This is a genomic window from Micromonospora sp. NPDC007208 (assembly GCF_042869175.1).
In the GTDB taxonomy this organism is placed as follows: Bacteria; Actinomycetota; Actinomycetes; order Mycobacteriales; family Micromonosporaceae; genus Micromonospora; species Micromonospora foliorum.
Window position 1 is genome coordinate 256788 of sequence record NZ_JBIAFG010000008.1, and the last position, 15319, is coordinate 272106.

The window sequence follows — 15319 nt, forward strand, 5'->3', positions numbered from 1 at the left end:
GAAGATCCGCTTGGAGGACCGCGAATGCCCGCTGTCCAGCGCGCTGGGCCACGTGGGCGAGTGGTGGACGCTGCTGATCCTGCATGACGCCTTCGACGGCTACACCCGGTTCGATCAGTTCCAGGCCAACCTGGGCGTCTCGTCCAGCATCCTGACCAGCCGGCTCAAGGCCCTCACCGGTCAGGGGTTGCTCGAACGTCGCCGATACCAGACCCGGCCGGACCGCTACGAGTACGTCCTCACCGACCTCGGCCGCAGCCTGCGGCCCGTCGTCGTCGCCCTCGCCGCCTGGGGCAACTCACGCCTCGACCCGAGCGAGCGCAGCATGATCCTCGTCGACCAGACCACAGGCGTGGAGGCCGACCCGGTGATTGTGGACCGCAACACCGGCCGTCCGCTCGACGACGCCAACTTCGTCTTCGCTGCCGGTCCGGCCGCCAGCGAGACCATGCGCAAGCGCTACGAGCACATTCCGACCCAGGCGAGCCCACAGCGGCCCTGACCGGCTCACTCCAGCGGATAGAGGCGGGCGGGGTCACCGGGTCGGAGGCTGTCCGGCGCGTCGTCAGCGGTGCTGGCGGCGATCGAGCCGAGCAGCGCCAACGAGCGGGCGGACTCCGTACCGGGCTCGGCGTGGTAGATCACCAGAAGCTGCCCGTCGGCGCCCGCCACCGCGAGCTTGTCGCAGTACAGGTCGAGGTCGCCCACCTCGGGGTGGTGCAGCCGGCTGACCACGCCCTCCCGCCGACGCACCTCGTGGCGCGCCCACAGCTGCCGAAAGCAGTCGCTCTTGAGGGACAGCTCCCCCACCAGCGCCGCCAATCGGGGATCGTCGGTGGCCGCGACCGAGTCGGCACGCATCTGCCCCACCACGCTCTGCATCGCCTGCCGCCAGTCGCGGAACAACTCCCGCTCCGCCGGGTCGAGGAACACCGCGCGCAGTCGGTTCGAACCCGGAGCGAGATTGGGCGACAGAGCCCTCGCCATCGGGTTCGAGGCCAGGATGTCGAGGTAGCGATTCTGCACGAACGCCGGCATGGAGAGCTGCCGCAGCAGGTGCAGGATGCTGGTCGGCACCCGCTCGGCGGCCGGTCGGGCCGCCCGGCGCGACCGCGCACGGCTCAACCCGATCATGTACGCGGTCGCCTCCGGGTCCAGCCGCAGCACCCCGGCGAGGGCATCGAGGACCTGCACCGAAGGATGCCGCTCGCGACCCTGCTCCAACCGGAGGTAGTAGTCGGCGCTGATGCCGGCCAGCATCGCCACCTCCTCGCGCCGCAGCCCCGGCACCCGCCGCAGGCCCACGCCCGGGCCGAGCCCGACGTCCTCGGGCCGGGTCTGCTCCCGGCGGGCACGCAGGAAGTCGCCGAGCGGGTTCGTTGCGTCCATGCCACCGACGGTAGATCGCCGGGCGGCCCGGTGACTGGCTGTGTCACTACCAGGAACACCTCGCCCTGCCGCCCGGGTGGATGCCGGCGCACAGTCGTCGGAGGGCCGGTTCCGAGCGGCCCCGGATGTCACGACGACGACGGACAGAGGATGACATGAGCGAGAACCTTCCCGGCGGTGCCCTCACCCCCGCTGACGGCCTCACCCTGAGCCGGATGGGCTACGGGGCGATGCAGTTGGCCGGCCCGGGTGTCTTCGGCCCGCCCCGCGACCGCGAGCAGGCGCTCGCCGTACTCCGCGAGGCCGTCGACCTGGGCGTCCGGCACATCGACACCAGCGACTTCTACGGACCTTTCGTGGTCAACGAGCTGATCCGCGAGGCGCTCCACCCGTACCCCCAGGGTTTGCACCTGGTCACCAAGGTCGGCGCGCGCCGCGGCGCCGACCGCTCCTGGATCCCGGCCCTGGAGCCGGACGAACTCAAGGCCCAGGTCCGGGAGAACCTGGAACACCTCGGCCTGGACGTGCTCGACGTGGTCAACCTGCGGGTAGGCGTCGCGGAGGGCACCGGCGAAGCGCCGCTCGGTGCGCAGTTCACCGCCCTGGCCGAACTGCGGCAGGAGGGCCTGATCCGGCACCTCGGGCTCAGCAACGTCACGGTCGACCAGCTCACCGAGGCCCAGGCCATCGCGCCGGTGGTCACGGTGCAGAACCTCTACAACGTCGCCAACCGGCAGGACGACGCCCTGGTCGACAGGTGCGCGGCGGAGAACATCGCGTTCGCGCCGTTCTTCCCGCTCGGCGGGTTCACACCGTTGCAGTCCGACACGCTCGACAGCGTGGCCGCCCGGCTGGGCGCCTCGCCGCAGCAGGTCGCCCTCGCCTGGCTGCTCCAGCGCTCCCCCACCATCGTGCTGATCCCCGGCACCTCCAGCGTGGCGCACCTGCGGGAGAACATGGCGGCGGCCGACCTGAAACTGCCGGCCGACGCCGTCGAGGAGTTGAACGGGCTGGCTTCCTAGCTAGTGCTGGTGCGGCCTAGCTAGTGCTGGTGCGGCCTAGCTAGTGCTGGTGCGGCCGGTTGCGGATGAGGGTGAGCGCCAGCACGGCGGTGACCAGGAAGACGACGCCGTTGATCCGCAACCCGGCCTGCACACCGGAGGTCAGCGCCTCGGCGATCGCCGCCCGGACCGGGTCGGGCAGCGGTTGGTGGCCGTTGGCGCCGGAGGCCACCGCCGCCTGCACTGCGGTACGGGTGGGTTCGCCCACCTGGTGCGCGGCGAGCCGGTCCGGCAGGTCGGCAACCATCGTGGTGGTGAGGAGCGTGCCGAGCAGGGACGAGCCGAGCACCGAGCCGACCTGGCGGGCGGCGTTGACCGCCCCGGAGGCCATGCCGGCCTGGGCGGGCGCGACGCTTGCCAACGCTGCCGCCGTCGCCGGGGCCACCACCAGACCGCTGGCCGCGCCGAACAACGCGAACAACGCCCAACGGTGACCGAACGACGTGGTCGGCCCCTGGTTCGCCAGCGCGAAGCTGGCGACTGCACCGAGGACCAGGCCGAGGGTCAACGGCAATTTGAATCCGGTACGACGGATCGCGCGCCCGGCACCGAAGGCGACAAGCACGTAGGCGCCGAAGAGCACCAGCATCCGCCAGCCGGTGTCCAGCGGGCTGAGCGCCTGCGCTCGTTCGTGGAAGAGGACCAGCAGGATCGCCACGCCGGTGAAACCGAACAGCGACACCGCGCCGACGACCATGACAGCGCTGAACGACGCGGACCGGAACAGCCGTACGTCGAGCATCGGCGCGCTGGTCCGCAGCTCGACCAGCACGAACGCCACAAGTGCGACGACCGCGACCACCCAGGCCGTCGACACCACCGGGCTGGTGTAGCCGACCTTGCCGCCCTGGATCAGCGCGTAGACGGCGGCCGCGATGGCGACGGTGCCCAGCAGCAGGCCGGGCACGTCGAGTCGGGCGACGTTCGGGCGGGACTCGGCTACCCCGACGGCGGCGACGATGAGGGTGACCAGGCCCAGCGCGATCGTCGACAGGTAGACGCTGTGCCACTGGTAGTGCCGTAGCAGGGTGCCCGCGATGAGTGGGCCGATCGCGAGCCCGATGCCGGACGCCGCCGACCAGGCGGTGATGACCTCTGTCCGTCGGTGCGGGTCGGTGAAGGTCGCGCCGAGGATCGCCAGGCTGTTCGGCAGGATCAGGGCCCCACCGAGACCGGCCACCAACTGCCCGACGATCACCCAGGCCACGGTCGGAGCGCCAGCCACGACACCTGCGCCGACGATCATCGCGACGACCCCGGCGCCGAACATGCGCTTACGCCCGTAGCGGCTGCCCAGGGTCGCCGCGGACAGCACGACGCTCGCCACCATCAGGGTGTAGGCGCTGGGAATCCAGACCACTGTGGTCGGGTCGACCCGCAGGTCCCGCTGAATCGTGGTCAGCGCGGAGACCGTCGCGGTGATCTGCAGGAACGTGATCATCGCGCCCAGACACATGGCGATCAGGGTCACCGGGCGGGAACCGCGCAAGGTTGAGCGGGCGGTGCCGGCCGGCCCGGTTGCTGTTGGCCCGGGTGGGGTCGCTCCCGGTGGAGTCGGGGCTGTGGCGCTGGTGGTCACTGAAGATCCTTCAGGCTGATGGTCTGACTTGCGTTTGCTGAAGTCAGCACGCCCCAGTGAAGCACCTGGCTAGCCCTCACGCAAGTCAGGTAGGCTGGATGGCATGGAGGACCTACGAGACGACCGCGAATCCTGGACGAGCGAGAACTGTTCGGTAGCCCGGGCGATGGACATCGTGGGCAGCCGGTCGACGGTCCTGATCATGCGGGAGGCCCTGCTCGGCACGCGCCGCTTCGACGACTTCGTCCGCCGGGTCGGCGTCGGTGAGCCCGCCATGGCCGCCCGACTCAAGGAGATGGTCACCGCCGGGCTGCTCGAACGAATCCCCTACCGGGAGCCGGGGCAGCGCACCCGCCACGAGTACCAACTCACCCGCAAGGGCCGCGAACTCCTGCCCGTCATCACCGCACTGCGCAACTGGGGCGACACCTGGGCCGCCACCGACACCGGCCCCTCCATCGTCGCCACCCACCACGACTGCGGCGAGCCGATCCGCGCGGTGCTCCGCTGCGCCGCCGGCCACGAGATCGCGGACGGCGACATCGACATCATCGCCGGCCCGGGCCTCGTCAGGCGCGACTGACACTCCAGGTCGCGACCTCGGCCCGGCCGCGACCATGCCGCGTCGCGCCCCTGTCGTCTCACACGCCGCCTCGCTTTGAGGTACGGCACTCGCACGCCGCATCGCGTCGCCCGCACCTTGCCTCTCGGAAACGCTTGCCGAAGGGCCACCCGAAGCCGCAGCGGAGGAGCCGAGCGGTGACGGCATTCACTACGACCCCACCGAAGCAGAACTGCCGGCATTGTGCAGTCGCAGCGGGGCCTGCCACCTCCACGCCGCGTGCCGTCAATTCAATCGATCATGGTGACTGAAAGTGTCGTACACCTGTTCTAGTCTCGGGTCATGGTCGAGGAGTTGGCGCAGGCAGACGAGGCGGTCGCCGCCGGCGTCGACGCCCCCGCCTGGGCCCTCCCGGAGCACGAGTTGGTCGCGGCGCTCGACGCCGCGCACCGCCTTCAGCAACGCCTCGCCGCCGTCACCCTCACCCTGATCCGCGAGCTCGACGGCCGCGGCACCGCCCGCGCCCAAGGCGCCTCCAGCACCACGGTGTGGCTGCGCGAACGCCTGCGACTCACCATCCCCGCCGCCCGCCGGCTCGTCGACCTCGCCGCCACCCTCGACACCAGTAACCCCGACATCCGACACGCGTTGGCTGACGGCCGGATCACCCTCGACCAGGCGCGGGTCATCGCCGACACCGTCACGACGGTGCACACCTCAGCGGGGCAGGAAGCCGCCGACAAGGCCGTTGGTGTGCTCACCGACTGGGCCCGGCAGTTCGACCCCACCCTGCTGCGCAAACTCGGCACCCGCATCCTCGACCACGTCGCCCCCGACATCGCCGACGCCGCCGCCCAGGCCGCCCTCGAAACCGAAGCACGCCGCGCCAACCGCGACCGACACCTCACACTGTCCGAGCAGACCGACGGTCGACTCCGACTCACCGCCACCCTCGACGCGGAGGCCGCCGGCCTGTTCCGCGCCGCCATCGACCCACTGACCTCCCCGTCCGGACCGGACGACTCCCGGTCCCCCGGTCAGCGACGCCACGACGCCCTCGCCGACCTCTGCCGACTCGCCCTGCGGACCGGCGAGCTGCCCGACAGCGGTGGCGATTCCGCGCAGATCGTCGTCACCACCCCCTATGACGCGCTCACGGCAACGCTCGGCGCCGGCACCCTCGACACCGGCCTCCAACTCACCCCGGAAACGGTGCGCCGACTCGCCTGCCACGCCACCCTGCTACCCGCCGTCCTCAGCGGCGCCGGCCAACCACTCGACGTCGGCCGACAACGCCGCCTCATCACCGGCCCACTGCGCCGCGCCCTCGTCCTGCGCGACCGCGGCTGCGCCTTCCCCGGCTGCGACCGCCCGCCCCGCTGGTGCGCCGCCCACCACATCCGACACTGGGCCGACGGCGGCACCACCAGCCTCGACAACGCCGTCCTGCTCTGCGGCCACCACCACCGACACCTGCACCACAGCGACTGGACCGTCCAACTCGCCGGCGACGGCCACCCCGAATTCATCCCACCCGCCTGGCTCGACCCCGAACAGGTCCCCCGCCGCAACCACTACCACCGACGAACGTAGGAGCAACCAGCCGATGCCGAGCAGCCCCTCAAGCCGGACAACCACATCCGCGCGCTGTTCCGAGTTAGAGGGCTTGCTCCCAGGTTGCCGGGCCTGGACCGGCGCTGCGCTCGGTCTGCTCGACGGGACACATGGGCTGCTGCGCCTGCTCAACGACTCACAACGCTCCGGGTGTTCCGCGGCGCCTGAAGCTGCGCGAAGCTGCCCGACGCCCGCCGAAATCCGACGTGACTGGACGCCTGGGCCACCCTGGGAAACGCGCCACTACCCGGTTCGGGGCGTCGCCAGCCGCCAGGCGCAGACCAGTGCTGGCACGTTGGGGTACCGGGCGGCCGGCGCCAGCCTCGTCGCTCGTTCCACGACCCGACGCTGGTCGCTGTTGCCCCGCCACGCCCCCGCTGCATCACGCCGGTGCTTGGCGGCATCCCCTGCGGCGTGCGGCGAATCGAGTAGGTGGTGCAGCGTGCGGCCGAGGGCGTGCACCATTGTCCGTTCGTCGATGACCGAGCCGCGGGTGAACTCCTCCGGCGCCATGTAGCGACGCGACCCGGGCAGCCGATCCGCCGCAAGTACGAACGGACCGGGGCGGTACTCATCGAGGTCGATCAGCCGCATCCGGCTGGCGGCGAAGTCGTACAGGAAGCAGCCGTCGTAGAGATCGACCGCGACCAGGCCGGCGGCGCTGACGGCGAGGTGGGCGTCGAGGATCACGTCGAGCGCCACCTCGACCTCCGGGACCGGCAGGTGCTGGAAGCGGGTCAGCCCGCTGCGGTCCGCGCCGTGCACGGTGGCGTGGTTCAGGACGGTGCCGTCGTACCAGGGGTAGACGAGAGTCGGACCAGCCGCGCCGTGGATCGTCCGGTTGGGACGGACGATGGCCGGGTGGCGTACGGCGGCGTGCACCGCGACGGCCCGGTCGAGGGATGCTTGGCCCTCGACCGTGGCGGCCGTCTTGACGAGCCAGCGGCGGCCCGCCTCCTCGACCCCGTAGGACAGGCATCCGGAGTCCTGGGCGTCGAAGACCACGAAGGCCGACTCGACCGACGGCACGGGCAACCGGCCAAATGGCATGGATCCCCCATGTCGGCGCTCCGAAATGACGCGCAAAGTACCCGTTGTGTTACGAGCTTGTTTCCAAGATGACAGGCAGGTTACGGGTGCTTCTCGATGATCGGTACCGATCCTAGGTTTCGGCCACCGTCATCAGTCGTGGCGGCCGGCACCGAACGTGGAGGCAACGACGTGCCACAACCGAACGCACATCGGACCGGACGGGCCAGGTACGGGGTCAGCATGCTGGCCGCCGTGGCGCTGACCGCGGCCGGTCTGACCAGCCTGCCTGCCAGCGCCAGCGCCGCGCCGGCAGGCAGTGGGCCGACCGCCCGCTACCTCGTCCAGCTCGCCGAGGAGCCGCTGGCCACCTACACCGGCGGGGTTCCCGGGATCGCGGCGACCAAGCCGGCCGACGGGGCCAAGCTGAACCGCACGTCCGGCAGCGCCAACGCGTACCGGGATCACCTGCGCCGGCAGCGTAAGTCGGTGTTGGACCACGTCGGCGTGCCAGCCGAGCGCACCCGCGTGACCATGGAGACCGCGTTCAACGGCTTCGCCGCCGACCTGACCGGGCCGCAGGCCGCCCGGCTGCGCGCCACCAAGGGTGTCCGAGCGGTGTACGAGAGCCAGAAGGTGCACGCCGCCACCTCACACACCCCCGACTACCTGGGCCTGACCGGCAATGGTGGGGTGTGGAAGAAGGAGTTCGGTGGAGACTCCCACGCCGGTGAGGGCGTGATCATCGGGGTCATCGACAGCGGTTACTGGCCGGAGAGCGCGAGCTTCGCACCGCTGCCGAGCCCGCGCCCCGACCAGGCCGTCATCGACGCCAAGTGGAAGGGCACCTGCGACGTCGGCGTCGAGGCGCCGGTCACCTGCAACAACAAGGTGATCGGTGCGCGCTGGTACAACGACAGTGGCATCGCCGACGCGTTCCCGGACGACTACTCCTCGCCGCGCGACCGCAACGGCCACGGCACCCACACCGCCAGCACCGCGGCCGGCATCCACGGCGTGCGGGCCACGTCGGGCACCCAGGACCTGGGCATGATCTCCGGCATGGCGCCGGCCGCGCGGTTGGCGATCTACAAGGCGCTGTACGACAACGGTGCGGGCGGAGCGACCGGCACCGACATCGACATCGTGCACGCCATCGACGACGCGGTCGCGGACGGCGTCGACGTGATCAACTACTCGATCGGTGACGACACCGAGCGGTTCGGGGCGGTCGACGCGACGTTCTTCAACGCGGCCGCCGCCGGGGTGTTCGTCGCCGCCGCCGCCGGCAACTCCGGCCCGTTCGCCAACACCGTCGACAACTCGACGCCCTGGCTGACCACTGTGGCCGCGAGCACGACCGACCGGCAGAACACCCGGAAGCTCACCCTCGGCAACGGCACCACCATCGCCGGTGTGGGCATGGGCGAGACCGGTGTCGGGCCGGCCCGACTGGTCTTCGCGAAGGACAGCGCAATCGACCCGGACGGCGCCTACGGTGCCGGCCTCTGCGCCGACGACACGTTGGATCCGGCCAAGGTCAAGGGCGCGATCGTGCTCTGCCTGCGCGGCGAGATCCCGCGTACCGACAAGAGCATCGAGGTGGCGCGGGCCGGCGGCGTCGGCATGGTTCTGTACAACGACGAGCTGAACTCCCTGAACGCCGACGTGCAGGCCGTGCCGACCGTGCACATCAACGAGGTCGACCTGGCCACGGTCACCGCGTACGTCGCCAAGGGCAATGCCACGGCGACCATCTCACCGAGCAAGCTGGAGACGGTCGAGGCGCCCGCGGTCGCCGCGTTCTCCTCGGCGGGCCCGTCGAACCTGAACGCCGGTGAGCTGCTCAAGCCGGACATCAGCGCGCCCGGTCAGGACATCGTGGCCGCGTTCTCCCCGTCCATCGGCGGCAACGACTTCGCGCTGGAGTCGGGCACCTCGATGGCGGCGCCGCACATTGCCGGTATCGCCGCCCTGCTGCTGGCCAAGCACCCCGGCTGGTCGCCGGCGGCGGTCCGCTCGGCGCTGATGACCAGCGCGGTGGACAGGACCGACAAGGGCAACCCGATCAAGATCGGCACGTACGACGCGACTCCGCTGAACTACGGTGCCGGCCAGGTCGAGCCGGGAAGCGCCTTCGACCCGGGTCTGGTCTACGACTCCAACCAGCAGGACTGGATCCAGTACCTGTGCGGGGTGTCCGCCGACCGTGGCAGCGACTACGGGCTCGGTGACCTGGACGGCTGCGACACGGCCGGCGCGATCGACACGGCACAGCTCAACTACCCGTCCATCTCGCTGGGCCGGATGGTGGGCAAGCAGACGGTGACCCGCACGGTCACCAACGTCAGCGACAAGACCAGCACCTACTCCTCGTCGGTGCAGGCCCCGCCGGGCTACCAGGTCAAGGTCACCCCGAAGAAGCTGCAGATCGGGGCGGGCAAGAGCGCCCGTTTCACCGTTGAGGTCACCAACACCGGTGGCGCGTTCGACACCTGGACCGACGGTTCGCTGACCTGGCGCGACCAGTACAAGCACGCGGTACGCAGCCCGCTGGTCGTGCACAACTCCGGGCTGGTCGCCCCCGACGCCATCACCGGCAAGGGCACCTTCGGCAGCGTCCGGATCGCCGCCGAGGTCGGCTACCAGGGTCAGCTGATCTCCGAGCTCTCCGGCCTGACCTCGGGCACCAGCAACGTGGTCACCCTCAAGGGCGACGGGCCGAGCTGGGACTGGAGCACGTCGAACAACCTGCCGGTGCCGCTTCCCGCGTCGATCAGCAGGACCACCCTGCACGTGCCGGCCGGGACCCGCAGCCCCCTCGTCCAGGTGACGTCGCAGCGGCCCACCTGCTCCCACATCGACTGGGACGACGAGGAGGGGGTGATGGAGTGCACCGAGTTCAGCCTCAACGTCTACGACAAGTTCGGGAAGTTCGTCACCGCCACGGCCAGCGGCCGGGACGGCGCCAAGGTGACCCTGCCGGACGGCGCGGGGGACTACATCGTGGTCGTCGAGCAGGAGTTCACCGAGAACATCAAGGACGGCGCTAACGCGTACACCGTGACCAGTTACCTGCCGGGCGCGCCGAACACGTCCACCGGCCGGTTCACCATCGACCCCAAGCAGCGCAGCGTGCAGCCGGGCGCGACGGCGAACCTGACCCTGCGCTGGTTCGGTCTCGCCCCGGGTCAGCGTTACCTCGGAGTGCTGGAGTTCCGCAACGGTGACGGCTCGCTGAAGACCGTGCCGGTCACCGTCCAGTCCTGACCGTGTAGACGGGCCGGCGGTTCGGTTTGTGACCCAGGTCACCGCCGGCCCGCCGGCCCACCGCCGCGCCGGACAGAGGTGATCTGCTCGGCCCACGGTGATCGACGGCGACAAGGACAAGACACGGGGCGGCGGGAGCCCAACTCCCGTCCGCCCCGAACGTCTGCGCGGGCCGGTCGAGTTCGTCGGCCGAGCGGCGGAGTTGGCCCAGCTACGCCGGCTCGTCGCCACCCCACCCTGCCTGATCCTGCTGGAGGGTGAGCCCGGGATCGGCAAGAGCCGACTCGTCGCCGAACTGCTCGCCGAACTTCCCGGCCGGCACCTCGTCGGCGAGTGTGACGACGTGCCCGAGCCGTTCCCACTCGGCGTGCTGCTGGACGCGATCCGGGGCGGCGCCGACCAACTCGGTCCGCTCAGCCCGGTGGCTGGCGCCCTCGCGCCACTGCTGCCAGAACTGGCCGACGTACTGCCGGACGCGCCGCCCCCGTTGACCGACCCGGCGGCCGAGCGACACCGCCTGCTCCGCGCCGTCGCGGCGGTGCTCGCCGCGCTGAGCCCCGCCACCCTTCTGCTGGAAGACCTGCACTGGGCCGACCCGGCGACCTGCGAACTCCTCCGTTACCTGAGCACACACCCGGTGGAAGGGCTGGCCGTGGTGCTGACCGCGCGTACGGCGACACCGGGAAGCAGTACGCCGATCCACGACGCCCTGGCGCGGACTCCCCCGTGGAGCGTCACGCGCGTTGCGCTCGGCCCGCTGGACGCCGACGACGTACGCCGGCTGGCGGCCCGCACCCTGCGGCTCGACGATCCGCCGCAGCAGCTGACCGCCACCCTGCTCGACCGCACCGCCGGCATCCCGTTCGTGGTCGAGGAGGTGCTGCGTACGCTCGCCGAGCGGGGCGGCGACCCGTTGGCCGACGACAGCGTCCCGTTCGTCCTCCGTGACGTGCTGCTCTGGCGGCTGCGCCCGCTCGACGAGGCCACCCGGGAGGTGCTCGGCGCGGCGGCCGTACTGGGGATGGCGCCCGATCAGCGCATCCTCGCCTCGGTGCTCAGCCTGGACCGGATGGCGATCGGCGCTGCGTTGACCACCGCACACCGGGCGGGCCTGCTGCACGACGCCGGGGACGGTCTGCGGTTCCGCCACGACCTGGCCCGACAGGTGGTGTACGACCTGGTGCCCCGGGAGAGCCGGGAGTGGCTGCACCTGCGGGTGGCGCGAGTGCTGGAACAGGAACTGCCGAGGCCGGTGGCTCAGCTGGCGCACCACTACCGTCGGGCCGGCAGCGGGGCCGACTTCGTCCGCAACGCCGAGGCCGCCGCCGACCTGGCCACCGAGCGCGGCGACGACGCGACCGCCGCCAGCTTCCTGCTCCAGACGATGGACATCGCCGAGCTGCCCCGGCCGGTACGGGTTCGGCTCGCCGCCAAGCTGGGCCGGTCGGCCATCGACGGACTCAGCCAGGCCGAGGCGATCCCGGTGCTGGAACGGCTGCTCGCCGACCGGCGGCTGCCGCCGGGCGCCCGAGGTGAGCTGGGTCTGGTGCTCGGCCGGATGCTGCGGCAGCAGGGCGAGGCGCTGCGCGGGTACACCGAGATCGAGCGTGCCGTGCCGTACCTGCGCGCACCGCGCCGCAAGGCCCCGGCGCTCGCGGTGCTGGCGGCCCCCGACACCGTCGTCGGCCGGCACGTCGACGACCACCTGGCCAGGTGCGCGGAGGCGGAGACCGCCGCGGCGGCCAGCGGCGATCCGGCGGCGCACCTCGCGGTCCGCATCGCCCGAGCCTCGCTGCTGCTGGAGTTGGGCGACCCGGCGGCCTGGGCGATCATCTCCGAGTTGCGCGCGTCCGCCGAGTTGGCCGACCGACCCCGCGAGCATGCGCGGGCCTGCCTGAACTGGGCACAGGGCGCGCTGCACGCCGGCCACCCGGAGCAGGCCGACGCGCTGCTGGCGGCCGGTCGGGCGCTTGTCGACGAGACCGGGTACGAGCGGCTGACGTCCCTGGTGGAGGCGACCGAACTGTCACTGGACCGGGCCGCCGGCCGGCTGGACGGGCTCGCCGAGCGGCTCAGCCGGCTGGTCGCCAACGCCGAGCGGATGCCGGTCACCCTGCTGGACGCGCGGGCCGAACTGGCGACCGTGCTGGCCCGTACCGCCGGCAGCGACGAAGGCAGCACCGACTTCGAGTACGCGGGACGGGCCTTGCGGGAGGTGGTGGCCGACGCCCGGCGGGTCGGTGCGATCTGGCCGCTGGTGCAGGCGCTCTCGGCGCTGGCCCGGCTCACAGTGGCCGGGCGTCCGGACGAGGCCACCCGGCACGCGGCGGAGGCGCTGACGCTGGTACGCGGAAAGGGCATCCTGGTGTGGGCCGCCGAGGCCGTGTTGGTGCTGGCAGAGGCGGCAGCCGCAGCCGGTGATCCGGGGCGGGCCGCGGGAGCGGTAGCCGAACTGGAGGCCGGGATCGCGGGCCGGGACGCGCCGCTGGCCCAGGCCGCCCTGCGCCGATGCCGGGAACTCGTCCCGGCCTGAGCCAGGTGATTGGGTGGCGGGCCGCCGGTCGACGGCCCGCCACCGTGGATCAGAGGACGATCTGGTGCACCCGGTCGTCCACGCCGCGTACCGCCAGCCAGGCGCTGCCGTTGGCACCGGCGGCGGCCCCGGGGGCGCCCCGGAACGCGTCGGTGGTGAACTCACCGCGTCGGAACCAGCCGCCCCAGGCACCGTCGGCCAGATTGCGCTGCCAGAGGCGGTTGTCGGCGGCCAGCGCGAACAGGTAGACCCGGCCGGAGGTGGCGAGCAGGGTCGGGCTGCCGCTGGTGGTGCCGCCCAGGTTGGTCCAGGCCGACCAGGTGGTGCCGGTCCGGCTGCTCCACCACACCTCGTCGGTGCGGCTGCGCACTGCCACGTGCAGCACGCCGGCGTCGTCGACGACCGCGCTCGGCCGACCGTAGAACGGCCGGTTCTCGGGAGCACCGACGCCGGTCCAGCCGGCGCTCGGCGTACGTGACCAGAGCTTGCCGTCGGCACCGCGGGCGACGAGCGTCCATTGGGTCGGGCTGGTCCAGGCAACAGTGGGCGCGTCGGTCAGCGTGCCACCGAGGCTGCGCCACGGCCCCCAGCTGCCGGCGACGTAACTGCGCTGCCAGGCGGCGTTGTCGGTGCCGCGGACGAAGACGTCGAGCCGCCCATCGGCGGAGCCGTACGCCGCCGGCTGGCCGAGGATCCGGCCGCCGACCGGGCCGCCGAGGGAGGTCCACCGGCTCCCCCAGGTCGCGCCGGTGCGGGTGTTCATCGCCAGCGCACCGGAAGCGTCGCGGACGAAGGCGGTGGCGTGCGTGTCGTCGACCCGGACCAGCGCCGGGCTGGCGCTGGCGGTGCCACCGAGGTCGGCGCCGGCGACCTGGTCGGTGCCGGTCAGGCCGAGCATGGCCACCCCGTGCGCGGGCACCTCGACGGTGTATGAGCCCGTGAACGGCTGCTCGCCCGGGGTGCCCGGCTGGGCGTCCACGGTGGAGCGGGACCACAGGTCACGGACCTTGACCGACCCACCGAGGGCGACGTCGGCGAAGTTCACCGTGATCTGCTGGGCGGTGTCGTGCCGGTTGAGCAGCGCCACGGCCCGCTTGCCGGAGCCGGCGAGCACCTTGCTCCAGACCTGCGCGTCGGTGCCGGTGTCGGCGACCTTGACGCCCTGCCGGACCAGCGGGTCCTGGTCCACCGCGATGATCTCCGGGTTGGTCAGCGCCGAGATCATCTCCTTCGGCAGGCCACGCGGATCGGAGCCGATCACCAGCGGCGCGGCCATGATGGCCCACATGCCGAGCTGCGTCTTGGACTCGTCCAGGCTCAACTCGTACCCGCCGCCGGGCAGCGGGCGCATGGGCAGCAGGTAGTCCGGGTCGTTGTAGTGCCCCGGCCCGGTGGCCGCCGGGTGGTACGCGTTGACGTCCATGTTGCGCAGCACCCACGGGTACGCCCACTGCGGGCTCGGGTCGGTGAGCCCCACGTCGGTGTAGGTCCGCCACGAGTCGGCGATGGTGGGCGCGTACGTGTAGCTCCAGGTGGAGAGCTGCTCCGGGGTGTACGGGCCACCGCCCCAGTCCGAGCTGACCGGGTTGCAGATGTTGAGCAGCATCGGCCGGGGCGACTGGCGTACCGCCTCGGCCAACTCCCGGAAGGTGGTCTCCGGGTCGAGGCCGGCGGCCCGGCCGCAGAGCCAGTCGGCCTTGAGCGCGTCGAAGCCCCAGCCGGCAAACTGGGCGATGTCCGCCTGGTAGTGGCCGTTGCTGCCGAGCCCACACTGCCCCGGCAGGTACGGGCCGGCGTCGGTGTAGATGCCGGCCTTCATCCCCTTGCTGTGGATGTACGCGGCCAGCGCCGCCATTCCACCGGGGAAGCGGGCCGGGTCGGCGACGAGCTGACCGGCCTCGTTGCGCGGGGTGGGCGCGGCCCAGTTGCCGTCGATCCAGACGTAGGTGTAGCCGGCGTCCCGTAGGCCACTGTGGACCATGTAGTCGGTGACCGCCCGTACTTCGGCCTCGGTGGGATCGCCACCGAGGCCGAAGTAGGTGTTCCAGCCCTGGTAGGGCGTCGGGGCGAGGCCGCTGTTGAAGAAGGTCGGCGCGCCCTGGTCCTCCGCGCCGGTGGCCGCCGGGGCGTGGCCGGGGCGACCGGGCCCATGACCGGCCTGCGGCGAGCCGGCGTGGGGTGAGGCGACGTGGGGTGGGCCGGCCATCGCCGGCATCGGGCTGGCCAGGCCCAGGCCGAGCACGGCCAGGGCAGCGGTCAGCGGTCGGTTCAGGCGCATGGAG

Annotated in this window: 10 protein-coding genes; 6 read left to right on the forward strand and 4 right to left on the reverse strand. The window is 71.8% G+C overall.

Features of this window, described 5'->3' with window-relative positions; genetic code table 11:
* Nucleotides 1-10 precede the first annotated feature (10 nt).
* Nucleotides 11-502 (forward strand): winged helix-turn-helix transcriptional regulator, encoded by a 492-nt coding sequence (locus ACFYL6_RS18850; protein ID WP_387172621.1) that lies wholly within the window; start codon nt 11-13, stop codon nt 500-502.
* A 5-nt stretch (nt 503-507) separates the two neighbouring features.
* On the opposite strand, the gene ACFYL6_RS18855 is transcribed toward ACFYL6_RS18850, so the two are convergent.
* Nucleotides 508-1389: a helix-turn-helix domain-containing protein gene (locus ACFYL6_RS18855; protein WP_387172623.1), complete on the reverse strand. Its 882-nt coding sequence runs from the start codon at nt 1387-1389 to the stop codon at nt 508-510.
* 155 nt (nt 1390-1544) lie between these two features.
* Between ACFYL6_RS18855 and ACFYL6_RS18860 the strand changes: the two genes are divergently transcribed.
* The gene (locus ACFYL6_RS18860) at nt 1545-2411 is read left to right on the forward strand and encodes an oxidoreductase (protein ID WP_387172626.1); all 867 of its coding nucleotides are present in this window, start codon (nt 1545-1547) and stop codon (nt 2409-2411) included.
* Nucleotides 2412-2451: 40 nt separating this feature from the next.
* Here ACFYL6_RS18860 and ACFYL6_RS18865 read toward each other — a convergent pair whose 3' ends face one another.
* Nucleotides 2452-3921 carry an MFS transporter gene (locus ACFYL6_RS18865; RefSeq protein WP_387172628.1) on the reverse strand — a complete coding sequence of 490 codons (1470 nt, stop codon included), beginning with the start codon at nt 3919-3921 and terminating at the stop codon, nt 2452-2454.
* A gap of 211 nt (nt 3922-4132) precedes the next feature.
* Here ACFYL6_RS18865 and ACFYL6_RS18870 point away from each other — a divergent pair, with 211 nt between their 5' ends.
* A complete protein-coding gene (locus ACFYL6_RS18870; RefSeq protein WP_387172630.1) occupies nt 4133-4612 on the forward strand; it encodes a winged helix-turn-helix transcriptional regulator in 480 nt (159 codons plus the stop codon).
* A gap of 321 nt (nt 4613-4933) precedes the next feature.
* Nucleotides 4934-6184, forward strand: a complete 1251-nt coding sequence (locus ACFYL6_RS18875; protein WP_387172632.1) for a DUF222 domain-containing protein — start codon at nt 4934-4936, stop codon at nt 6182-6184.
* A gap of 264 nt (nt 6185-6448) precedes the next feature.
* Here ACFYL6_RS18875 and ACFYL6_RS18880 read toward each other — a convergent pair whose 3' ends face one another.
* Nucleotides 6449-7255, reverse strand: a complete 807-nt coding sequence (locus ACFYL6_RS18880; protein ID WP_387172634.1) for a serine/threonine protein kinase — start codon at nt 7253-7255, stop codon at nt 6449-6451.
* Nucleotides 7256-7477: 222 nt separating this feature from the next.
* Between ACFYL6_RS18880 and ACFYL6_RS18885 the strand changes: the two genes are divergently transcribed.
* Nucleotides 7478-10504 (forward strand): S8 family serine peptidase, encoded by a 3027-nt coding sequence (locus ACFYL6_RS18885; RefSeq protein WP_387172636.1) that lies wholly within the window; start codon nt 7478-7480, stop codon nt 10502-10504.
* 97 nt (nt 10505-10601) lie between these two features.
* Nucleotides 10602-13037, forward strand: a complete 2436-nt coding sequence (locus tag ACFYL6_RS18890) for an ATP-binding protein (RefSeq protein ID WP_387172638.1) — start codon at nt 10602-10604, stop codon at nt 13035-13037.
* Between the two features lie 49 nt (nt 13038-13086).
* Here ACFYL6_RS18890 and ACFYL6_RS18895 read toward each other — a convergent pair whose 3' ends face one another.
* Entirely contained in the window at nt 13087-15315 is a 2229-nt protein-coding gene (locus ACFYL6_RS18895) for a glycoside hydrolase family 27 protein (protein ID WP_387172640.1), read from the reverse strand.
* Nucleotides 15316-15319 lie beyond the last annotated feature (4 nt).